14 protein-coding genes are annotated in these 23399 nt (G+C 46.7%); 11 read left to right on the top strand and 3 right to left on the bottom strand.

All coding sequences use genetic code 11. The features are described 5' to 3' along the window. Positions 1–18 precede the first annotated feature (18 nt). Complete coding sequence (locus tag DIC78_RS15185) at positions 19–7158, top strand: amino acid adenylation domain-containing protein (RefSeq protein WP_127696523.1); 7140 nt, start codon at positions 19–21, stop codon at positions 7156–7158. A 13-nt stretch (positions 7159–7171) separates the two neighbouring features. After that, positions 7172–7381, top strand: coding sequence for an MbtH family protein (locus DIC78_RS15190; RefSeq protein WP_044158967.1), 210 nt, complete (start codon positions 7172–7174; stop codon positions 7379–7381). A gap of 54 nt (positions 7382–7435) precedes the next feature. Here the strand turns inward: DIC78_RS15190 and DIC78_RS15195 are convergent, their stop codons facing one another. From DIC78_RS15195 to DIC78_RS15205, 3 genes are all read right to left on the bottom strand, one after another. Beyond that, the gene (locus DIC78_RS15195) at positions 7436–8113 is read right to left on the bottom strand and encodes a YukJ family protein (RefSeq protein WP_101860014.1); all 678 of its coding nucleotides are present in this window, start codon (positions 8111–8113) and stop codon (positions 7436–7438) included. 113 nt (positions 8114–8226) lie between these two features. Beyond that, complete coding sequence (gene ald / locus DIC78_RS15200; RefSeq protein ID WP_101864127.1) at positions 8227–9363, bottom strand: alanine dehydrogenase; 1137 nt, start codon at positions 9361–9363, stop codon at positions 8227–8229. Positions 9364–9464: 101 nt separating this feature from the next. After that, a complete protein-coding gene (locus DIC78_RS15205; RefSeq protein WP_059292707.1) occupies positions 9465–10688 on the bottom strand; it encodes a sporulation transcriptional activator AdeR in 1224 nt (407 codons plus the stop codon). Positions 10689–11194: 506 nt separating this feature from the next. Between DIC78_RS15205 and DIC78_RS15210 the strand changes: the two genes are divergently transcribed. The 9 genes from DIC78_RS15210 (at position 11195) to DIC78_RS15250 (ending at position 23386) form a co-directional block, all read left to right on the top strand. Continuing rightward, positions 11195–11488 (top strand): WXG100 family type VII secretion target, encoded by a 294-nt coding sequence (locus DIC78_RS15210; protein WP_003220661.1) that lies wholly within the window; start codon positions 11195–11197, stop codon positions 11486–11488. A 69-nt stretch (positions 11489–11557) separates the two neighbouring features. Continuing rightward, complete coding sequence (gene yukD / locus DIC78_RS15215; protein ID WP_010331710.1) at positions 11558–11797, top strand: ESX secretion system protein YukD; 240 nt, start codon at positions 11558–11560, stop codon at positions 11795–11797. A gap of 14 nt (positions 11798–11811) precedes the next feature. Next, positions 11812–13167: a type VII secretion protein EssB gene (gene essB, locus DIC78_RS15220; RefSeq protein WP_101860017.1), complete on the top strand. Its 1356-nt coding sequence runs from the start codon at positions 11812–11814 to the stop codon at positions 13165–13167. A gap of 60 nt (positions 13168–13227) precedes the next feature. Beyond that, on the top strand, positions 13228–17715 hold the full coding sequence (essC, locus tag DIC78_RS15225; RefSeq protein ID WP_127696524.1) for a type VII secretion protein EssC: 4488 nt from the start codon (positions 13228–13230) through the stop codon (positions 17713–17715). Then, positions 17712–20957, top strand: coding sequence for a type VII secretion protein EsaA (esaA, locus tag DIC78_RS15230; RefSeq protein WP_127696525.1), 3246 nt, complete (start codon positions 17712–17714; stop codon positions 20955–20957). Before essC ends, esaA begins: the two co-directional genes overlap by 4 nt. Before the next feature lie 31 nt (positions 20958–20988). Continuing rightward, positions 20989–21441, top strand: a complete 453-nt coding sequence (gene essA / locus DIC78_RS15235) for a type VII secretion protein EssA (RefSeq protein WP_082687825.1) — start codon at positions 20989–20991, stop codon at positions 21439–21441. Positions 21442–21504: 63 nt separating this feature from the next. After that, a complete protein-coding gene (locus DIC78_RS15240; protein ID WP_024122694.1) occupies positions 21505–22236 on the top strand; it encodes a (S)-benzoin forming benzil reductase in 732 nt (243 codons plus the stop codon). A gap of 197 nt (positions 22237–22433) precedes the next feature. Beyond that, entirely contained in the window at positions 22434–22964 is a 531-nt protein-coding gene (locus DIC78_RS15245) for an HD domain-containing protein (protein WP_024122693.1), read from the top strand. A 185-nt stretch (positions 22965–23149) separates the two neighbouring features. Continuing rightward, the gene (locus tag DIC78_RS15250; RefSeq protein ID WP_024122692.1) at positions 23150–23386 is read left to right on the top strand and encodes a YuzF family protein; all 237 of its coding nucleotides are present in this window, start codon (positions 23150–23152) and stop codon (positions 23384–23386) included. Positions 23387–23399 lie beyond the last annotated feature (13 nt).

A 23399-nucleotide genomic window follows, 5' to 3' on the forward strand; every position in this document is an offset into this window, starting at 1 on the left:
AAGGAGGTAAAAAAACGGATGCCTGATACAAAAGATCTTCAATATTCTTTAACCGGAGCGCAAACCGGTATTTGGTTTGCTCAGCAGCTTGATCCGGATAATCCAATCTACAATACAGCCGAATATATAGAAATCAACGGCCCAATCGACATTTCTCTTTTTGAAGAAGCTTTACGGCACGTGATAAAAGAAGCGGAATCACTTCATGTCCGCTTTGGTGAAGATATGGACGGGCCTTGGCAGATGATGAATCCATCACCGGATGTACAGCTCCAAGTCATTGACGTCAGCTCTGAGCCTGATCCGGAAAAGATAGCTTTAAACTGGATGAAAGCTGATTTGGCAAAGCCGGTCGATTTACAGCATGACCCATTGTTCCGCGAAGCTTTGTTTAAAGCCGGGCCACAGCGTTTCTTTTGGTATCAGCGCATTCACCATATAGCGATCGACGGCTTTGGGTTTTCTCTGATCGCTCAGCGGGTTGCACATGCTTATACAGCACTTGCAGGAGGGCGGTCCGCTGATGATCGTTCCTTCGGCTCTTTGCAGGATATTTTGGAGGAGGACGCAACGTACCGCTCGTCTGAAACATATGAAGAGGATCGGCAATTCTGGCTGAATCGTTTTGCGGACAAGCCTGAAGTTGTCAGTTTAGCAGAACGGGCGCCGAGAACCTCAAAAAGCTTTCTGCGCCAGACTGCTTATTTGCCGCCATCAGATGTAAACGCGCTGAAAGAGGCGGCGCGCTATTACGCCGGAAGCTGGCATGAAGTCGTGATTGCGGTATCAGCTGCTTATGTGCACCGTATGACCGGCTCTGAGGATGTTGTGCTCGGACTGCCTATGATGGGACGGATGGGATCGGCATCCCTGAATGTTCCGGCTATGGTGATGAATCTTCTCCCGCTGAGGCTGTCTGTGAGTCCTTCGATGAGCTTTTCTGAGCTTGTGCTGCAAATTTCCCGGGAAATCCGCAGTATCCGGCAGCATCATAAATACCGCCATGAGGAACTGCGGCGGGACCTGAAACTAATAGGAGAAAATCATAGATTATTTGGCCCGCAAATTAATCTTATGCCTTTCGATTACGGTCTCGACTTTGCCGGAGCCCGGGGAACGACGCACAATCTGTCAGCCGGTCCTGTTGATGATTTGTCGATAAATGTCTATGACAGAACAGACGGTAGCGGGCTGCGAATTGATGTGGATGCCAATCCTGAAGTATACAGTGAGTCAGAAATAAAGGTCCATCAGCAGCGGATCTTACAGCTTTTACAAACGGCGTCAGCCGGTGAGGACATGCTGATTGGGCAAATGGAATTTCTTTTGCCTGCAGAAAAAGCACGGGTCATAAGCGAATGGAATCAGACAGCAAAATCCGAGCAGCTGCTCAGCCTTCCGGATATGTTTCAGGAGCAGGCTGACCGTTCCCCTGAACGTATCGCCCTGATTTGCGATCACAGTCAATTAAGCTATCAAGAGCTGAATGAACAAGCAAACCGCCTCGCGCATCTTTTGATAGAAAAAGGGCTTGGACCGCAGCAGTTTGTCGCCTTGGCCCTGCCGCGGTCTTCCGAGATGGTAGCTGCAATGCTCGCCGTACTAAAGACTGGTGCTGCTTATCTTCCGCTTGATCCGGAGTTTCCTGCCGACAGAATTTCATACATGCTGAAGGATGCAAAGCCATCATGCATTATAACGACTGAGGAAATTGCAGACACTCTGCCTGACGATCTAACGGCACCGCAGCTTGTGCTGGATCTGCCTGTGACAAAAGAGATTGTGAAGCGTTATTCTGCCGACAACCCAAATGTACATGTATCTCTTGCCCATCCGGCGTATATCATCTATACATCAGGATCAACAGGAAGGCCAAAGGGTGTTGTTGTCACACTGAAAAGTTTAAGTAATTTTCTGCTGTCTATGCAGGAGACATTTTCTCTCAATGAACAAGACAGGCTGCTGGCTGTGACGACTGTCGCTTTTGATATTTCTGCTTTAGAATTATTCCTCCCGCTTATCAGCGGAGCGAGTATTGTTGTTGCTCAAAAAGAAACAACCCGTGAGCCGCAGGCATTAGCTGAAATGATTGAATATTTTGATATAACGATTATGCAGGCAACGCCGACCCTGTGGCATGCGTTGGTCACAAACGAACCTGAGAAACTTCGGGAGCTCAGGGTGCTTGTCGGGGGAGAGGCGCTTCCAAGCGGGCTTTTGGAGGCCTTGCACGCGCTTGATTGTCCAGTGACTAATTTATACGGTCCTACTGAAACAACCATTTGGTCTGCGGCAGCTTTTCTCGAAAAAGGAGTACAGGGTGTGCCTCCGATCGGAAAGCCGATTTGGAATACGCAGGTATATGTGCTCGATAATAGTTTGCAGCCCGTTCCGCCAGGCATTGTTGGAGAGCTCTATATTGCGGGAACCGGATTGGCCCGCGGATATTTAGGGCGCCCTGATTTAACGGCGGAGCGCTTTGTTGCTGATCCGTACGGACCGCCGGGCACACGAATGTACCGAACCGGAGATCAGGCCCGCTGGCGTGCGGATGGGTCTCTGGATTACATCGGGCGTGCCGATCATCAAATCAAGATTCGCGGTTTCCGCATTGAGCTTGGAGAAATTGATGCCGTGCTTGCTAAACATCCGCAAATGAAACAGGCTGCGGTTGTCGTTCGAGAGGACCAGCCGGGAGATAAACGATTGGTGGCGTATCTGGTCGTTTCTTCAGCTCTAGATATTGCTGAGCTTCGCCGTTATGTCGGTGCCAGTCTGCCTGATTATATGGTGCCTGCGGCATTTGTGGAGATCGATGAACTGCCATTAACACCTAACGGCAAGCTTGACCGGAAAGCATTGCCGGCACCTGATTTTGGGGCGTCTGTCACTGATCGGGGACCGCGAACGCCTCAAGAAGAGATACTGTGTGATCTGTTTGCGGAGGTTCTAGGTCTTGCACGCGTAGGCATCGATGACAGTTTCTTCGAGCTGGGCGGCCATTCTCTCCTTGCTGCCCGTTTGATGAGCCGTATTCGTGAGACGATGGGAGCTGAGCTGGGCATCGCCAAGCTCTTTGACGAACCGACAGTTGCCGGACTTGCTGCACATCTTGATCAGGCGCAGAGTGTCCGTCCCGCTTTGCAAAGAGCTGAACGTCCTGAGAACATTCCGCTTTCTTTTGCACAGCGCCGGCTATGGTTCCTCCATTGTCTGGAAGGGCCAAGTCCTACATATAATATCCCGGTTGCCGTCCGTCTTTCAGGTGAACTGAATCAAGAAGCGCTGCAAGCGGCCCTATATGATCTCATCAGCCGCCATGAAAGCCTTCGGACCATTTTCCCTGAATCACAGGGGACATCTTATCAGCGCATTTTGGACGCCGATCAAGCCCGTCCTGATTTATATGTTACAGAAATGAAGAAAGAGGAGCTTTCTGAGAGGCTTGCCGATGCTGCTCGCTACAGCTTTGACCTTGCAGCTGAGCCTGCTTTCCGGGCCGAGCTTTTTGTTATCGGTCCCGACGAGTACGTGCTGCTGCTGCTCGTGCACCATATTGTCGGAGACGGATGGTCATTGACTCCTCTGACTCGTGATCTGGCTGCTGCTTATACCGCCCGCTGTCACGGGAGAGCTCCCGAATGGACACCGCTTGCTGTGCAGTATGCGGATTATGCGCTCTGGCAGCAAAGTCTGCTCGGAAGCGAGCATGATCCAGACAGTTTGATTGCCGGTCAGCTTGCTTTCTGGAAAGATAGACTGAAAGATTTGCCCGATCAGCTCGAACTGCCAACCGATTATTCACGACCTGCTGAGCCGAGTCATCAAGGAGATACAATCCATTTCCATATAGACTCAGAGCTTCACAGCCGATTGCTGGAGCTGGCCCGTGCCAATAGAGTAAGTCTGTTTATGGTGCTTCAATCAGGACTTGCCGCCTTGCTGACAAGGCTCGGAGCTGGAACTGATATTCCGATTGGAAGCCCGATTGCGGGGCGGAATGACGATGCGCTTAGTGATCTTGTGGGACTGTTTATCAATACATTGGTGCTCAGAACAGACACCTCTGGTGATCCGAGTTTCCGTGAGCTTCTTGACAGAGTGCGGGAAGTGAATCTGGCAGCCTATGAAAATCAGGATTTGCCGTTTGAGAGACTTGTAGAGGTGCTCAATCCTGCTCGCTCCCGGGCCACGCATCCATTATTCCAAGTCATGCTCGCGTTCCAGAACACACCTGACGCAGAGCTGAGCCTGCCTGGTACAGAAAGCAGCCTGCGCATTCACAGCGTAGGATCTGCCAAATTTGATTTAACATTAGAAATCAGTGAAAGCCGTCTTGATGACGGGACACCAAATGGACTGGAAGGACTGCTTGAGTACAGCACCGATCTATTTAAACGGGAAACTGTTCAAGCCCTTGCTGATCGCCTTCTGCGGCTGCTTGAGGCTGCCGAGGCTGATCCTGATCAGGAAATCGGAAGACTGGATATTCTTGCACCAGAGGAACGCAGTATCACGGTAACGGATTGGCAAAGTGTTTCTGAAAAGATTCCGCAAGCGTGTCTTCCGGAGCTGTTTGAGAAGCAAGCTGCGCTGAGCCCTGATTCCATTGCAGTCGTTTATGAAGATAAAGCGATGAGCTATATGGAGCTGAATGAAAGGGCGAACCGGCTTGCCAGGCTGCTGATCAGCAAAGGCGTCGGACCGGAGCAATTTGTGGCATTAGCTTTGCCTCGCTCATTGGATATGACTGTTAGCCTGTTAGCGGTACTAAAAGCGGGAGCTGCATACCTGCCGCTTGATCCGGACTATCCGGCTGACCGAATCGCTTTTATGCTGAGCGATGCGCGGCCTGCGTTTATCATCACGAGCTCACAGGCGGAAAATCAAATCCCGCCTGCAGAAAATGTGCAGAACATTGTGCTGGATGATCCGGAATTACGCGAGAAACTAAAAACATACAGCCCTTTGAATCCGGATAATACGGACAGGATTCGCCCGCTGTCACCTTACAGCACGGCTTATGTTATTTATACATCCGGATCAACAGGCGTTCCAAAAGGCGTCATGATTCCTCACCAAAATGTGACGAGGTTATTTGGAGCGACCGATCACTGGTTCCATTTCGGTTCAGACGACGTATGGACAATGTTCCATTCCTACGCGTTTGACTTTTCTGTTTGGGAGATTTGGGGACCTTTGCTGCACGGCGGCCGCCTTGTTATCGTGCCTCATGACATCAGCAGATCTCCGGAAGCGTTTCTGCGTCTGCTGGTAAAAGAGGGTGTGACTGTTTTGAACCAGACACCATCAGCGTTCTATCAGTTTATGCAGGCGGAAAGGGAGCAGCCTGATCTCGGACAGGCGCTCAGCCTTCGATATGTTGTTTTTGGCGGAGAAGCGCTTGAACTCAGCCGTTTAGATGATTGGTATCATCGCCACCCTGAACAGGCGCCGAAACTGATCAATATGTATGGTATTACTGAAACAACCGTGCACGTCAGCTATATCGAATTGGACCGGAATATTGCAGGTTTACGAGCAAACAGCCTGATCGGCTGCGGAATCCCCGATCTTGGGGTGTATGTGCTGGACGAGCGTTTACAGCCGGTTCCGCCGGGTGTGGCTGGAGAACTGTATGTGTCAGGAGCCGGATTGGCCCGAGGCTATTTAGGACGGCCCGGTTTAACGGCGGAACGCTTCATCGCTGACCCGTTCGGGCCTCCGGGCACACGGATGTACCGCACGGGAGATGTAGCCCGCAGGCGTGCTGACGGTTCTCTCGATTATGTCGGCCGTGCCGATCATCAAGTGAAAATTCGGGGCTTCCGGATTGAACTGGGAGAAATTGAAGCTGCGCTTGTTCAGCATTCACAGCTGGAAGATGCGGCAGTGATCGTTCGTGAGGACCAGCCGGGAGATAAACGTTTGGCAGCTTATGTCATACCTTTCTCGGAAGAAACGTTTGATACGGCGGAACTGCGCAGGTATGCTGCTGAGAGACTGCCAGATTACATGGTGCCTTCAGCCTTTGTGGCGATGAAAGAATTGCCGCTGACGCCGAATGGAAAGCTTGACCGTAAAGCGCTGCCTGCTCCAGATTTTGCCGCTGCGGTGACAGGTCGCGGGCCGAGAACCCCGCAAGAAGAAATCCTTTGTGACTTGTTTATGGAAGTGCTTCATTTGCCGCGTGTCGGTATTGATGACCGTTTCTTCGATTTGGGCGGACATTCCCTGCTCGCAGTTCAGCTGATGAGCCGCATACGTGAAGCGCTCGGGGTTGAACTCAGCATTGGCAATCTATTTGAAGCGCCGACTGTGGCAGGGCTTGCCGAAAGACTTGAGATGGGATCAAGCCAAAGCGCACTTGATGTTTTGCTGCCGCTCCGAACAAGCGGAGACCGGCTTCCGTTGTTTTGCGTACATCCGGCGGGCGGACTTAGCTGGTGTTATGCAGGGCTGATGACATCTTTAGGAACGGATTATCCCATCTATGGACTGCAAGCACGGGGAATTGGACAGCAGGAGGCACTTCCGAAAACACTCGATGACATGGCTGCCGACTATATAGAACAGATTCGGACGATCCAGCCGAAAGGGCCGTACCATTTGCTTGGCTGGTCCTTAGGCGGAAATGTCGTTCAAGCAATGGCAACACAGCTGCAAAAGCAAGGGGAAGACGTTTCTCTATTGGTTATGCTGGACGCCTACCCAAACCACTTCCTTCCTATAAAAGAGGCACCGGATGATGAGGAAGCGCTTATTGCCCTCCTCGCGTTAGGCGGGTACGACCCAGACAGCTTAGGAGATAAACCGCTTGATTTTGAAACAGCTATTGAGATTCTGCGGCGAGACGGAAGCGCACTTGCCAGTCTGGACGAATCGGTCATTTTGAATCTAAAGAATACGTACGTCAATTCTGTCGGCATTTTAGGCTCATATGCACCGAAAACCTTCCGTGGAAATGTTCTGTTTTTCAGATCAACTATCATTCCTGAATGGTTTGACCCGATTGAACCTGATTCGTGGAAGCCTTATATTAACGGACAAATTGAACAAATCGACATTGACTGCCGCCATAAAGATCTCTGTCAGCCGGAACCGCTCGCAGTCATCGGCCGGGTTCTGGCGGCTAAATTGGAAGAAATGAATCAATAAAGGAGGAAAAGCAATGGCAAATCCTTTTGAAAATGCGGATGGCATATACCTTGTTCTCATCAATGAAGAGGGCCAATATTCCTTGTGGCCCGGCTTTATCGATGTGCCGAGCGGCTGGACAGTCGTTCATGAACAAAAAGGGCGTGAGGCTTGTCTGGACTACATCCAATCACATTGGAGCGATATGAGGCCGAACAGCCTAAAGCCTGTCGAAAATGTCTAAATGCATTGACGGTAAAAAAAAAAGAGACTGCAGCAGGCAGTCTCTTTTTCTATCTTACGCAGACGTTTGGGTATGATCGCAATCTCTGACCGGGTTCCCGTTTTCATCCGTACACCATGACTGGGATAAGAACGCCAAAAACACAGCCGCCCACTGATCGGCAAATTGAATCAGAATACCTCCGTCATGCCAAGAGCCGTTGTCTTTTTTCCAGCGGGTATCCAGCGCATTGCCTTGATTCATGTGGATATTGTGCATACCGTTTGTCGGGGTAAAGCCGAATATTTTATCTGCCGCCTGTTCAGGTCCAAATTTTGATCCAAATATATAAACCGGCGCTTTTTCTTCTTTCGCTTTCTTCATATACGTTTCAATAAAGTCATTTAAATCATTATCAGGCCCCGTGATTTCATGAGGCAAAGGCTTCATTTCCCGCGGATCAAAAAGATTGCCCCGCACATAATCAAGGGCTACTTCACGGTTTTCGTCATTGATCTTCGTATATCCATACGGCATGTTCGGAAGAATGGTAATTGAGCTTGAATCAAACTGATCATCAGCTAAATACAATACTTCTGATTCCTCAGAACTGGACATGACATTAATGGCGCACCTGTAATACGTATTCTCTTCACCGAGCATCTTCACTTGGAAATGAGGACTGTCATCATCTGTTTCCCGCTTCATATCTAAGACAACGCCTTTTAACACGCCATATTGCTGAACAGCCATATGAATCCTCCTTTATGATCAAGTTCTTCGTTTTAATTCGAGAAATCATTTCCATTTTCCTTTTTAAAAGATAAAAAAAGCCTGCAGAAATTTTTCTGCAAGCTCCATATGAATTAAGCGCCCGCCACAGATGATTCATCGTGTAAGGCTTTCTCGGCAGGGACATATTCGTATCCTAAATCTTTGGCAACCGCCTCATAGGTCACGTGGCCGTTTGCTGTGTTTAATCCCGCTCTTAGTGCCGCATTGTCCGCGAGAGCTTTTGCTGCCCCTTTGTTTGCGATTTGCAGCGCATATGGAACCGTGACGTTCGTTAAAGCAATTGTTGAAGTGCGAGGCACCGCGCCCGGCATGTTCGCAACAGCATAGTGAACGACGCCATGTTTTTCATATGTCGGCTGATCGTGTGTCGTAATGTGGTCGACAGTTTCGACGATGCCGCCTTGGTCAATTGCAACGTCCACAATCACTGAACCAGGCTTCATTTGTTTCACCATTTCCTCTGTGACAAGCGTCGGAGCTTTAGCACCAGGGATTAATACGGCGCAAATGAGAAGATCCGCTTCGGCTACCGAGTCGGCGATATTGACCGGGTTAGAAATTAACGTTTTAATTTGATGGCCGAATATATCATCAAGCTGACGCAGGCGATCCGCGTTTAAGTCGATGATTGTCACATCCGCACCCAGGCCGACAGCCATTTTCGCCGCGTTGGTTCCGACTACACCCCCACCGATAATGGTTACCTTTCCACGGGCAACGCCAGGCACTCCGGCAAGGAGGATTCCTTTTCCGCCTTTAGGTTTCTCCAGGAACTGCGCGCCGATTTGCGCTGCCATTCTGCCTGCCACCTCGGACATCGGTGTAAGCAGAGGCAATGTCCGTCCCTCACTTACCGTTTCATACGCGATCGCTGTGACGCCTTTATCCTTCAGTGCCTGTGCAAGCTCCGGTTCAGCCGCTAAGTGGAGGTAAGTAAACAGTACAAGCCCTTTCCGGAAGTATGCATATTCTTCCGGAAGCGGTTCTTTGACCTTCATGACCATTTCAGCGTCCCAGACCTGTTTCGGATCAGCAATGATTTCCGCTCCTGCTGACTCATAAGCTTCATTTTCAAAGCCGCTTCCAAGGCCTGCGCCTGATTCAACCAGCACGCGGTGACCGTTTGAAACGAGCTGTGAAACGCCCCCAGGCGTCAATGCGACACGGTTTTCATTGTTTTTTATCTCTTTAGGAACCCCAATGATCATATCTATTTCCTCCTGTATATGTGATATGTTCAGTGTAGCTTGATTTTTTGGAAAATTCTTTGTTTGAAAAAGAAAATAAAAAAACAAGGGTTTGTGAAATTTCACAAACCCTTGTTTCGAAGTTTGATATCCAAATATATAGTAAACTTTTGATTCACATTTTTTAAATCGATCTCAGCGATCTGGCTGATTCGCTTCAGCCGGTAATTCAATGTATTAACGTGAATATTCAAGACCTTAGAGGCGGTATTCACATTGCTGTCGGCTTCAATAAAACGTTCGAGCGTTTCGACCATATTGGACTGGTGATCCCGGTCGTACTGCTCGAGTTTTGAAAGGGAGTAGTTGAAATATCCCGTTTGCTTCCGTTTCTCATCTAACACGTCCAAGTATTGATAGATGCCTAATTCTGAAAAACTGAAAAGATGCTTGGTTTCTTCAGCAAACCGTTCCTTTGCTTTTAATACGGACAATGCTTCCTGGTATGAACGGCAGACAAACGAAATGGAGTTGTATATTCCGCCAATTGCAATAGAAGCATCCTCTATTTTATAACGTTCCCTCAGCTGCCTTTGCGTGCTGAAAGCGAACTGTTTTAAATCTTGAAAAGGACGATCCGTTTTTGGCGCGGTTAAAATGATAAGTTCATTAGAATCAACGGTTGTCAGCAGAGCATGAACCTGCTGGGTCGTTTCCTGCAGATAATGAAGCTGCTGTTCTGTTTTTTCGGTCAGCTCGCCGTTTACCCGGATGATCATCACGGAAAATTCAGAGGGAACGACCATTCCAAGCTTGTTAAACCCATCCGTCATGTCCTGTTCTTGATAGATGTGTCCGGTCAGCATTTTCCAGAAAAATTCTTGGCTGCGCTCCTCATTTTTCGTTTTTCGGATTTGGAGCTTAAGCAGCTTGTTTCTGACTGCATTAGCCGCCATTTTTAATGTCAGCAAATCATCATCCGACAGTGTTTTTTGAATTTCAAGCGCCCAAATAAACCCCAGCACCTGGTTGTTCTTCCAAATCGAAATCGCGACGCGGTTGCTTAGTCCGACTTCGTCAATTTCCTTCACTCTGATCGGCTGGTCCGTTTTTAGCAGTGCGGGAATCGTCCCGTCTTTCCACAATTTATTAATAACCTTCTCCGGCACTCTTCTGCCAATGATCGTAGACGTCCGTGCAGGATCAGTACAATCGCTGTGGGTGCTGTAGGCTAGCAGTTTGTGGTTCACATCTTCAATGGTGATCGGACATTGCAGCACTTCACTGATATGATCAGCCACATCTTCCAGTCTGTCAAAACTGTATTTAAACGGATCCTTTGGCATGGTCATCATTATCCCTACTTTTCCATCCTTTTATTCTTTGCTCTCTTTGACATCAAATCGTCTTGCTTTTATTATGATTGTTCTTGTTTGTGAAAATCAACAACAAAGAATGACAGTATAATAGAAGTGAAAAACACTTTTTAAATATAATGAGATACATATTCTGTCTTGGGCGGTGAACAGACTGATGAATATTTCTGAAAACTGAACCTTTCAGAGATGGTGCTGTAGCATCAAATTTTCTGAAAGGTTTTTTTTGGGAGTTAGGGAATCATTTGGGTCTTTTGGATTATTTGGAGAAGGCGGAGCGGATTGAGAAAATAAACCTATTTGTTTAACAAAATATGTAATTTTTAAGAGGTGAGAGGTAAACCATTGGACTCATTTTGTAAAATTAAAACATATTTGTTTGACTGTGCCGAAAAACTGTTTTTATAATAATTACGTTCTAAAAATAAGTGAATTAGCCCATATTTAGGCTGATGGCACAGGAGGTAATGAGGAATATGGCAGGATTAATTCGTGTCACACCCGAAGAGCTAAGAGCGATGGCGAAGCAATATGGCGTTGAAAGCCAAGAAGTATTAAATCAGGTTGATCGTTTAAACCGAATGATCTCTGATTTAAAAAGCATGTGGGAAGGTGCTTCTAGCGAAGCGTTCGCAGATCAATACGAGCAGCTCAAACCTTCATTTATCAAAATGTCAGATTTGCTTCAAGATGTAAACCAGCAGCTTGATCAAACAGCAAATACTCTTGAGTCTACTGACCAAGACATCGCAAATCAAATCCGCGGATAACAGTATGAAAGGGAAGGAGCGCCTGATTCACCAGAAGACGGCGCTCTTTCTATGTAAGGGTGAATGAACATGTATATTGATATTACGATAGATTTGAAACATTATAACGGAAGTGTCTTCGATCTCAGATTGTCAGATTACCACCCGGTGAAAAAAGTCATTGACATCGCTTGGCAGGCCCAAAGCGTTTCCATACCTCCGCGCGAAGGGCACTGGATCAGAGTGGTCAATAAGGATACGGTGTTTTCTGGAGAATGCAAGCTATCTGATTGCGGCATTACAAGCGGAGACCGGCTTGAAATATTATGAAAGGATCTGGTTGAATGTCAGGTGAACAAACATCATATTTAGAAAATCAATTAGAAGCTGCTTCTCAGAAAACGGAAGACGGCTATACATTTACCTTTCAACGGGAAAAAATAAAGCTTCTGGACGGTCTCGAAGCGAACGTGATCAAGGATGTAAATCCATCTTTTCATAAAGAGATCGATGTGACGGAAGACGAAGTGATCATCACAATCCAACCTCCTCCCTCCTATAAAGAATTTCGCTTGATAAAAGCTAAAGATAAAAAAAGCAAATGGCAGTTTGCCTATCAGCTTGTTCAGTCTGTACAGCAGCACAAGTTATCAAGGCTGCATTTGATTGTGGCCCCGGAAAACATTGTATTCGATAAAGGGCTGACCCCATATTTTCTTCATTACGGCGTAAAAGAAAGCATTCCGCCTTACGAGCATGATGAGGAAAGAGTCTGGCAGGAGCTGAAAGCCGCAGCGGCTTTGGCAGTCGACGGCGCTTTTGCATTTGAGGACTATTTGAAATTCAATGAAACGCTGACATTCTCTCCGGAGGCAAAAGCGATATTGGACGCGAAGTCCTATGATGAACTGCTCGAGCTGATTCAGACACATATCGATGAGCTCGAAGCCAAAGCAAAAACATACATACATATCCCGAAAAAGAAATGGAACATCCAAAGATATATCGGCCTGGGACTCATTGTGTTGCTTGTGCCGGCTCTGATTTATTCGATGTATGCCTTATTTTTCGCGCAGCCGAAGCATCAGGCGATTGTGGAAAGCAACCGCGCTTTCTTGAACAAGCAGTACAGCGGGGTCATCAACACGCTGGCTAAATATGATGCGGAAAGCCTGCCTGAATCAGTGCAGTATCAGCTTGCAATGTCTTATGTTGAGGTTGAAAAATTAGGCGACACTCAAAAGAAACAAATTGAAAATAATCTGGTCACGCTGCAATCAGATCCACAGCACTTTCTTTATTGGATAGACATAGGGAGAGGCGAGAATAAAGAAGCCATTAGTATCGGAAGAAAGCTGGAGTATAACCCGTATATAGGGCTGGGCCTGATCCGATATAAGGCTGAGATATTAGCAGATGACAGTATGAAAGATGATGAAAAGCAAAAAGAATTGGATACGGTACAAAGCGAGATCGACCAAATTACCAAACAAATGAAAGAACAAAAAGAAGAAGCGATAACAGACACGGCAGAAACTGATACAGCCAGCCAAGCCGCTGAAGAACAATCAGATAAAGAAAAGCAGCAAGCTGAAGAGAAAGCGGCAGAAGAAAAGGCCGCAGCCGAGGAAAAAGCGAAAAAAGAAGAACAAGAGAAAAAAGAGAAAGAAAAGAAAGATGAGAAAAAAGATGACAAATAAAGTGAAACATGAAGTTCAGGTCATCGCACGCCGTATTTCGGCCGTTAGGGGGTTCGCCATTTGAGTCTATTATGGGTTTTCTATCAGCAAAACGTCCAAAAACTAAAACTGTCTGATCTCCCGGCGTCCCAGCCGGTGACCATAGGGCCTGATGTGAAGGATTCCATTACGATCGGCACCATTCCGTTTGAGAACGGAGTAATTTCTCTTCAAAGGAAGGAATCCGGCGGCCAGTACGATGTTTTCCTGGGAAATGATTGCCTGGGCAGTCTTGAAACTGATACATCATTTTCTCTTCAAACGGATCAACAGGATATACGTATGTTTTTAATTGCCGGCAAACCTGAAAAATCCGTTTATTTTACAGGAAACAGAGACGAAATGACATGTTCCTCAGAAAAGACAGATGCAGATATCTATCTGAACCCGAATGATTTTGCTTTTGCGGAACAAAGCACATTTTCATTACTGCATATCGGCGAGAAATGGTCGATTCTCCCAAAAAGCGGAAATGTGTTCTTGAACGGAGAGAAGGTAATAGGTGCTGCACTGCTCAAGCCGGGGGATGAAATATTCTGGAACTTTACGCAAATGAGAGTAACTGAACAAGACCTCTTAGAAATCGTTCATTACACACCGCTTGAAACAGTGTTAACCAAAACGGTCAAACCAAGCACAGAAATGCAGAAGAAATATCCGCAGTACAGAAGAACGCCGCGGATGGTGTACGATTTGCCAGATGACCGTGTGTCCTTCAGTTTTCCCTCTCAGGAGAGCGATCAAACCAATAGAGGGCTATGGCTCGTCATCCTGCCTCCGCTTGTGATGCTGATCGTGATGGGCGTTGTCGCTATCATCCAGCCGCGAGGCATATTTATACTCGTATCACTGGCAATGTTTATGATGACCCTTATTACCTCGACCGTTCAATATTTCCGGGATAAAAACCAGCGGAAAAAACGCGAGGAAAAGCGGGAGCGCGTGTATAAGCTTTACTTAGATAATAAGAGAAAAGAGCTTCAGGCGCTTGCTGAAAAGCAAAAGCAGGTTCTTGACTTTCATTTTCCTTCTTTTGAACAAATGAAATACTTAACAAGTGAAATCAGTGACCGAATTTGGGAAAAGTCGCTCGAAAGCAAGGATTATCTCCAGGTTCGGCTCGGGACCGGAACAGTTCCTGCAAGCTATGAAATCAATATGAGCGGCGGAGACTTGGCGAACCGTGATATTGATGACCTTATGGAGAAATCGCAGCACATGCAGCGTGTCTATAAGGACATTCGCAATGCGCCGGTTACGGTCGATTTGGCGGAGGGGCCGATGGGTCTTGTCGGGAAATCGCAGATTGTTAAGAATGAGATTCACCAGCTGATCGGCCAGCTTTCGTTTTTCAACAGCTATCACGATTTGCGCTTCGTCTTTATTTTTCATGAAGAGGAGTATAAAGACTGGGAGTGGATGAAGTGGCTTCCGCAATTTCAAATGCCCCATATTTATGCGAAAGGCTTTATTTATAATGAACAAACGCGTGACCAGCTCCTGTCCTCACTTTATGAATTGATCAGAGAGCGCGATCTCGAAGATGACAAAGAAAAACTGCAGTTTAAACCGCATTTTGTATTTGTCATTACGAATCAGCAGCTGATTTCAGAGCACGTCATTCTTGAATATTTAGAAGGGCAGCATGAGCAGCTGGGCATCTCTACAATTGTCGCCGCGGAAACAAAGGAAAGTTTATCAGAAAACATTACGACCCTTGTCCGCTATATCAACGAAAATGAAGGCGACATTTTAATACAAAAGAAAAAAGCAGTAAGAATTCCGTTCCGGCTCGATCATCATCAGCGCGAGGACAACGAACGGTTTTCACGCACGCTTCGCACGCTGAATCACCAGGTGGGCATTACGAACTCCATTCCGGAAATGGTCTCGTTCTTGGAGCTTTTCCATGCGAAAGAAGTAAAAGAAATCGGAATCCAGCAAAGGTGGCTGACGAGTGAATCGTCGAAGTCGCTGTCGGTGCCGATCGGCTATAAAGGGAAGGATGACATTGTGCATCTGAACCTTCACGAAAAAGCCCACGGTCCGCACGGTTTGCTTGCGGGGACGACAGGTTCGGGGAAAAGTGAATTTCTCCAGACCTACATCTTGTCACTTGCGGTGCATTTTCACCCGCATGAAGCGGCTTTCTTATTAATTGACTATAAAGGCGGAGGAATGGCGCAGCCGTTCCGCAATATTCCCCACCTGCTTGGCACGATCACCAATATTGAAGGCAGTCAAAACTTCAGTATGCGTGCGCTCGCTTCGATTAAAAGCGAGCTGAAAAAAAGGCAGCGTCTGTTTGATCAATATCAAGTCAATCACATCAATGACTATACAAAGCTGTACAAGCAGGGGAAAGCAGAAGTAGCAATGCCGCACTTATTCTTAATTTCTGATGAGTTTGCAGAGCTGAAAAGCGAAGAGCCTGATTTTATCAGAGAGCTTGTCAGTGCTGCACGTATCGGCCGAAGCCTTGGCGTACATTTGATTTTGGCGACACAGAAGCCGGGCGGTATCATCGACGACCAAATCTGGAGTAACTCGCGCTTTAAAGTAGCGCTTAAAGTTCAGGATGCCACCGATAGTAAAGAGATTTTGAAAAACAGCGATGCCGCGAACATCACGGTTACCGGACGCGGTTATTTGCAGGTCGGAAACAATGAAGTGTACGAGCTGTTCCAATCCGCCTGGAGCGGGGCCCCTTACTTAGAGGAAGTTTACGGAACAGAGGATGAAATCGCGATTGTCACGGATACCGGCCTGATACCGCTTTCTGAGGTCGACACCGAAGAAATGGCGAAAAAAGAAGTTCAAACAGAAATCGAAGCAGTGGTTGACGAAATCGAACGCATTCAAGAGGAAATGGGAATCGAGAAGCTGCCGAGTCCTTGGCTGCCGCCGCTTGCGGAACGTATCCCGCGCACCCTTTTCCCATCAGAAGAAAAGGACCATTTCCACTTTGCTTATGTTGATGAACCTGATCTGCAAAGACAGGCACCGATTGCTTATAAAATGATGGAAGACGGAAATATCGGCATTTTCGGCTCCTCAGGCTATGGGAAATCGATTGCAGCGGCAACATTCCTGATGAGTTTTGCAGACGTCTACACGCCTGAAGAGCTTCATGTCTATATCTTTGATTTCGGGAACGGAACGCTTCTGCCATTAGCGAAGCTGCCGCACACGGCGGATTACTTCCTGATGGATCAGTCGAGAAAAATTGAAAAGTTCATGATCCGGATCAAAGAGGAAATTGACCGCCGAAAACGTCTGTTCCGTGAAAAAGAAATCAGCCATATCAAAATGTACAATGCGCTGAGCGAAGAAGAGCTTCCATTCATTTTCATCACAATCGACAACTTTGATATCGTCAAGGATGAGATGCATGAGCTTGAATCGGAATTTGTCCAGCTTTCCAGAGACGGACAAAGCTTGGGGATTTACTTCATGCTGACGGCGACGCGCGTAAATGCTGTCCGCCAGTCGCTCTTGAACAACCTGAAAACAAAGGTTGTCCATTACCTGATGGATCAATCCGAGGGATATTCCATTTACGGACGGCCGAAGTTCAGCCTTGAGCCGATCCCGGGGCGCGTGATCATTCAAAAAGAAGAACTTTATTTCGCCCAAATGTTCCTGCCTGTTGAAGCAGAGGATGATATTGGCATGTTCAACGAGCTGAAAGCAGAAGTGCAGGTTCTTCAGGATCGCTACGCTTCACTTCAGCAGCCGGCTCCGATTCCGATGCTGCCGGAAAGCCTGTCGACGAGAGAGTTTTCTCTCCGCTTCAAGCTGGAACGCAAGCCTTTATCTGTGCCGATCGGGCTTCATGAAGAAACCGTCAGCCCGGTGTACTTTGACTTGGCTAAGTACAAGCATTGCCTGATATTAGGGCAGACACAGCGAGGAAAAACAAACGTCTTAAAAGTGATGCTCGAGCATTTGTTTGATGATGAAACGGAAATGATCGGTTTGTTTGACTCGATCGATCGCGGTTTATCCAAATATGCAAAAGAAACAGATGTCGCATATCTGGAAACAAAAGATGATATTGAGCAGTGGATTGAAACAGCAGAAGACATTTTTAAAACAAGAGAAGCAATGTATGTAGAAGCCGTTCGCCAGGGAGACGCACAAAGCCTGCGATTCTCTCAAGTGGTTCTAATGATTGACGGAATTACGAGATTCCAGCAGACGATTGATACGAGAATTCAAGACCGTTTGGCGAACTTTATGAAATCTTACGCGCATCTTGGCTTCAGCTTTATTCCGGCAGGCAATCACAGTGAGTTCTCCAAAGGCTATGATTCCCTGACGACTGAGATGAAGCAAATCAGACACGCTATCCTGCTGATGAAAAAATCTGAACAAAATGTCATTCCTCTTCCGTACCAAAGACAGGAGCCGGAGATTCAGCCGGGCTTCGGATATGTTGTGGAAAACGGGAAGGAGCAAAAAGTTCAAATTCCTTTATGTTCTGCTGAAAGGGAGAGTGCTAGATGACAGAACAACGAAAAAACTTAATCAAGTTAATATCCGCCGTCATCATTATTTTGCTGCTGCCGGTTTTGTTTTTCCGGTTCATCGGGGAAGATCCGGCGAAAAAAGCAGCCAATTCCACGCGGCAAATCGCAGTGGTGAATGAAGACACAGGCGTATTGAGTGATGAGGTGAAAGCGGACGATGAAGATGATCAATCCGCCCAGTTCGGTAAGGAAGTAGCTGCCGTTCTGGGGGAACGTCCTGATTATTCTTGGACGGTCGTGAACCGAAGTGCAGCGGAAACAGGCCTAAAATCGAAAAAATACGATGCGATCGTCTACATTCCCTCAGATTTCTCAAAAAATATTTTGAGCTACGACAAAGAGCGTCCTCAAAAAGCCACGCTTGAGTTCAGCATTCAAGATAACCTGAATGCGGTCAACAAAGAAAAAGTGCAGCGTGAGCTTGAAGATGCCCAAAAAACAATGAACAAAAAAATGTCGGCCTTATATTGGAACTTTGTCTCACAAAAAGTGGACAATATCAGAGGAGAGTTTGACAAAATCGTCAATAAAGAATCTGAATTCCAAAATGTCATGTACAATTTCTACAAACCAAGCTCTAACGATTTAGCAGGTGAAATCAAACGCCAGAAAGACCTAATCGATGAGCTGAAGAAATCAATGAATGAAGCCCAAGGCACGACAAAAGAAAAAGCTTCGACAGCGGAGGAAGCAAAAAACACCCTGAAAGACTTCGTTGATACTGTGGAACGATACAAAGAATATCAAGAAAATCAAAAGAAGCTGCTATTGGCAGCCCAGGATTCAACTCAGCAGCAAATCCAGACAGGATTGGATGCCATTTCAGCACAGCAAAAGGCCAATCAGTTCAGCGAGCAGATGAGCGGACTGACAACTGGGATCAGCCAAGTGAAAACACAGCTTGGACAAACCAGCACAGTTCTGGCAGCCGCCCAGCAAATCAGGGAAGGCCAAGTGCCTCAGCAGGAACTTGGTATGGCGAAGATACAAAGCGATTTAATTAATCAATACCAGGCCGCATCAAGACAGGCTGCACTAAATCAGGTGTACGAACGGCTAGTTGAAGCGCGCGAGGCGCTCACTGTTGCGAAAGGTGAGCCGCAGCCTGATGGAGGTAATGGTTCAGATGATGAAGATAAAGACCCGAACGAAGAAAATCCTGAAGAACTGAAAATCGATCTTGAAAAACAGCGTGAAGAATTGAAAAACATTGCCGCTGACATTCAAGATATTTCAGACAATCTGAAGGAGCCTGAAAAAGAGGATCCGACACCGGAGGACCCGGGAACTGAAAAACCGGGAACAGACGAGCCGTCCACTGACAAGCCGGATCATCCAGATGACGGAGGCAGCACCAATCCCGATGATACACAGGGAGACACCGGAAACGATGATAACAGCAGTGATACCGGGAATGACGGGCAAACGGACGGCAATACTCAGGATCAAGACCAGCAGCAGGGAACAGACGGTCAGGAGCAGAACGGAGATGCCTCCAATGGTAAGTCAGACAGCGGACAAACCGAAACGGGCACATCTGCCGAACAGACTGCTTCATCTGACTCAGCCCTTCAATTTATCCAGCTGGCAAATGAAGACGGAACCGGCGATTCAGGAGATACCGGAGGCGACGGTGGCTCGACTCAACCTGAGGACGAAGATCAAACAGGAAACGATGATATTTCTGATATCGCAAAAGCAAAAGAACAGCTCAGCAAAGCGTCTGAGCGAATCAAGCAAATTGAAGAAGAGCTCAAAGAAAAAGAAACTGCCCATAATGAAGAGCTGAAAAAGAAATTAGAAGAACTAAAAGAGCAAATGGATGGTCTTAATGATGAAATTGATGACTTGAAAGACCAAGTAAAAAAGCTAGAAGGTAAACTTGAAAATCTTGAAGCGAAACGGAAGAGGGAGTTCGAAGGGATTTACAGAGCGATTCGCGAGCTGGAAAATAAAGATCAGCTTCAATTTCCAGGAGAAATCAATACAGAAAGCATCTCCGCTTTAATGAGATACTATAAATATTTATCTGTGTACGACTCTGTATTATCCGGAACGGTTGACAGCACTGCAAAAACCAATGCCATTGACGGCCAGCAGGGCAACGTCAAATCAGTCCTAGCCATCAAACCGGAAGAATCAGCAAGCTGGGAAGATCTCAAAAACAACACGATGCAAACCGATGAAGACATCGACAATTTCATCAATGGCATGACCGAGTTTGCAGACAACTACGGCAGCTATATCCGTGATTCTCAAGCCGGTGTTCTCGACGAACTGACGAAGATCTCTGAGAGTGCGTCAAAAGCGACAGAACAGCTTGTAACCGGCGCGGCGCAGGAATCTGCAACGTTCAATAATGATGGCCTGTCAGGCACAATGGCACTGAGCGTGCAAGATACGGTCGGCCAGGAAGTGCTGCAAATGTCAGACGTGATGGGCTCATTATCTGAACGCCAGTCAGGCATTATTGATTACACAACCAACATGCAGCAAAGCGTAAATGATGTACAGACGAAAGCTGACACCTTAAACAACAACTGGGGTAAAAATGTTGCTTCCACGAAGCTTGTACGCAGTGACGTATACGGCATTCTGGGCAATACATTAGTAGATGGCCAAAACAACGGCTATGTATATGATTACTTGGCAAATCCGCTTAAAATCAGCGGTCAGGTTCCGGAAGAAAAAATTCAGACGGTGCCGCCGGTTGTCATCCTGGTTATTATTTTGATCAGCAGTCTGTTAATCGGATATTTCAGCTCGTATTATCAAAATGCGCCGCTGCTCGTCAAAGGAGCGCTTTTCGGAATTCTGAATATCCTTGTCGGCTTGATGATCAGCTTGTTCGGTTTGAATATTTATTCACTGCCGGACGATCAGACGATTAAGTGGTCTGTGTTTACGATTTTATTGCTGGTCGCAAGCTCTGCCTTTATCCGGGCGGCATTCCGGTTCGGGTCAATTCCTGGGTGGGTTGCTTCAGCGGCAATGATTTTATTCTATGTTGCGCCGCTTATTGATTTAATTATGCCAAACTTCACATTTGAAGATCCGGTGTCGAAGGTATATATCGACATCCAGTACGGAACAGGGCATTTGTTTACAATGGGAATATCGGTTCTGCTGATCATTACGTTGATTGCAGCGGCTCTGCCGCTTGTCATTCGCTTGATAGCAGAAAAAACAGCGGAAAGCGATGAAACGTATGAAGCGTAATCGCAGCTTGGAAAAGGGGATCATGATGTGTATGCTCTCCTTTTCCCTTTTCATACCCTCTGCCGCTGCTGCCGAAACCGAAGAAAATACGGATGTCGCGCCAAACCAATATGAAAAGAAAGACATTGAAATCGATACGAATTATTTGCATGAAGATTCTTCCTATGAGGAGAAAACAGAACTGCCTGAGGAGCAAAAGGATATTACCTTTGATAAGCCGAAGGATCGGGACGCCGAGCTGATAAAGGATTTGTTTACATCAACAGATGCCGAGGGCTCCAACACCATCGCGGCTCAATCTAAACAGCTTGGGATTACATTTGCCGAGAAACCGATCACAAAAGCGTCATCAACAGAAATGAAAGAAAAAGGTTCATCTTCACTCCTGCTTCCGATCATCTATATCGTGCTGATTCTGCTCGGGATCGCAGGCATTGTTTTTCTCATACCAAAGGTTATCGTGCAGGAAAATAAAAAGGCGTAAGCGCCCGCGCTTGTTTTGCATAAAAGCGGTCCGTACAATAAGAACGGAAGGAGGAGGTTTCCAATGGAACTTTATATCATCACCGGAGCGTCAAAAGGACTGGGGAAAGCCATTGCATTACAGGCTCTGGAAAAAGGCCATGAAGTTCATGCCCTGTCCAGAACAACAACAGATGTTTCTCATGAGAAACTGACACAGCACCAGATCGACCTGATCAATCTCACAGAGGCTGAGCAGCAATTCAAAACATTGCTTTCATCCATCAATCCGGCTGATTATTCAGCCATCACACTGATCAATAATGCTGGAATGGTAACGCCGATCAAACGCGCCGGAGAAGCGTCTCTTGAAGAGCTGCAGCGCCATTATCAGCTTAATCTGACAGCGCCCGTGCTCTTGAGCCAGCTGTTTACAAAACAGTTTGCTGCTTTCAGCGGAAGAAAAACAATCGTAAATATTACCTCTGGCGCGGCCAAAAACCCATACAAGGGGTGGAGCGCGTATTGCAGCTCAAAAGCCGGACTTGATATGTTTACGAGAACGTTCGGATTTGAACAGGAGGATGAAGAACTGCCGGTGAACATGATTTCTTTCTCACCGGGTGTCATGGACACTGACATGCAGGCCGTCATCCGTTCATCATCGAAAAAGGATTTCCACGATATCGAGCGGTTTCGGAAATTGAATGAAACAGGAAGCCTTCGCAGTCCGGCCTTTATTGCCGGCACGCTGCTTTCTTTATTAGAGACAGGCGCGGAAAACGGGCGCATATATGATATTAAAGAGTTTTTGTAGAGCAGAGTGAATCTGCTCTTTTTTTATATAAAAAGGCGATAACTTAAGCATTCCGGAGTCCGGCTGCATATACTGACTGAAACTCTGCTTTTAGGGTATAACAAACATGAAAAGTAAACAAAAATGATATGACATAAGAATTGAGTTTCTCTGCAAATTATGTTAGGATTCTAAAAATATCTAAAGGAGGGGTTTCCATGAGAAAGGTTACATTAATGGATGTCTTCGCCCATCCAATTGCACAAAAATATTTACAGCGTTCCGGCGTGGCTCATGCAATTGCCTGCGCCTATCATGCATACAGGCTGTCTGTAAAGGCTGATATCAGCCCTGATTTAGCCGCAAAAGCGGCATTGCTGCATGACATCGGACATTATGAATGGTATACAGACGGAAAATGGGATTATGAGAAATACAGAAGAAATGACATCCATGCCATTAAAGGGGCGGAACGGGCGCATAAGCTCTTGATTCGTCTTGGTGAAGAACCGAAAGCGGCAAAAGAGATTGCTCTTGCCATATTGCTTCATACCGATTCCTATCTGCCTGAAGGTGAACTCGATAAAAATACGCTGCAGCAGATTGTCAAAAAAGCGGACGAACTTGATGAAGAACCTGGCGGCCACCATCATTACCGACAAATTGACGAAGCAACCGCACTGAAAAAAATAGAAAAACTGGACCGATTAATCGATCAAGCCCAGTCTTCTATAAAAAAGCCTGTATAGGTCCCGCCTGTATTCGGAACAGCGTCCGCTTTCTTCGCTGTCTCCGTTTCATCACCATTTCCTTACACCCGCGTGAATCACACTCCCCAATCGTCTCCGCATCCCCTGGTGTTATCCTGTAAGCCTGTGTCATTATCCTTAACCGTGGCATAAGCTGAGATAAAACATATAAAGGGGATTGAAGTATGGCCAACCAAGGTAGTCCGCAACTGGTCTCATTAGTCGATCCTTATGTCTATCAGACCATCAAAAAGCTCATCGGCTCAAAATTCATTATCCAGACAGTACGAGATACGGTCAGAGGCAGACTGATTGATGTAAAACCGGACCATATCATCATTGAAGCAGCCCGAAATTCTGTTTTTTTTATCAGTATCCAGCACATGGTTTCCGTCACGCCAGATTACAGTGAACGGGTGTAACAGTGCTTGCGCT

It is taken from the genome of Bacillus halotolerans (assembly GCF_004006435.1).
Classification (GTDB): domain Bacteria; phylum Bacillota; class Bacilli; order Bacillales; family Bacillaceae; genus Bacillus; species Bacillus halotolerans.

Coding starts and splice junctions, on each gene's coding strand:
- DIC78_RS15245 (WP_024122693.1), top strand. CDS start 22,434: ATGAGAAAGGTTACATTAATGGATGTCTTCGCCCATCCAATTGCACAA.
- DIC78_RS15195 (WP_101860014.1), bottom strand. CDS start 8,113: ATGGCTGTTCAGCAATATGGCGTGTTAAAAGGCGTTGTCTTAGATATG.
- essA (WP_082687825.1), top strand. CDS start 20,989: ATGCTCTCCTTTTCCCTTTTCATACCCTCTGCCGCTGCTGCCGAAACC.
- essB (WP_101860017.1), top strand. CDS start 11,812: ATGTCAGGTGAACAAACATCATATTTAGAAAATCAATTAGAAGCTGCT.
- yukD (WP_010331710.1), top strand. CDS start 11,558: ATGTATATTGATATTACGATAGATTTGAAACATTATAACGGAAGTGTC.
- ald (WP_101864127.1), bottom strand. CDS start 9,363: ATGATCATTGGGGTTCCTAAAGAGATAAAAAACAATGAAAACCGTGTC.
- esaA (WP_127696525.1), top strand. CDS start 17,712: ATGACAGAACAACGAAAAAACTTAATCAAGTTAATATCCGCCGTCATC.
- DIC78_RS15205 (WP_059292707.1), bottom strand. CDS start 10,688: ATGCCAAAGGATCCGTTTAAATACAGTTTTGACAGACTGGAAGATGTG.
- DIC78_RS15185 (WP_127696523.1), top strand. CDS start 19: ATGCCTGATACAAAAGATCTTCAATATTCTTTAACCGGAGCGCAAACC.
- DIC78_RS15190 (WP_044158967.1), top strand. CDS start 7,172: ATGGCAAATCCTTTTGAAAATGCGGATGGCATATACCTTGTTCTCATC.
- DIC78_RS15210 (WP_003220661.1), top strand. CDS start 11,195: ATGGCAGGATTAATTCGTGTCACACCCGAAGAGCTAAGAGCGATGGCG.
- DIC78_RS15240 (WP_024122694.1), top strand. CDS start 21,505: ATGGAACTTTATATCATCACCGGAGCGTCAAAAGGACTGGGGAAAGCC.
- DIC78_RS15250 (WP_024122692.1), top strand. CDS start 23,150: ATGGCCAACCAAGGTAGTCCGCAACTGGTCTCATTAGTCGATCCTTAT.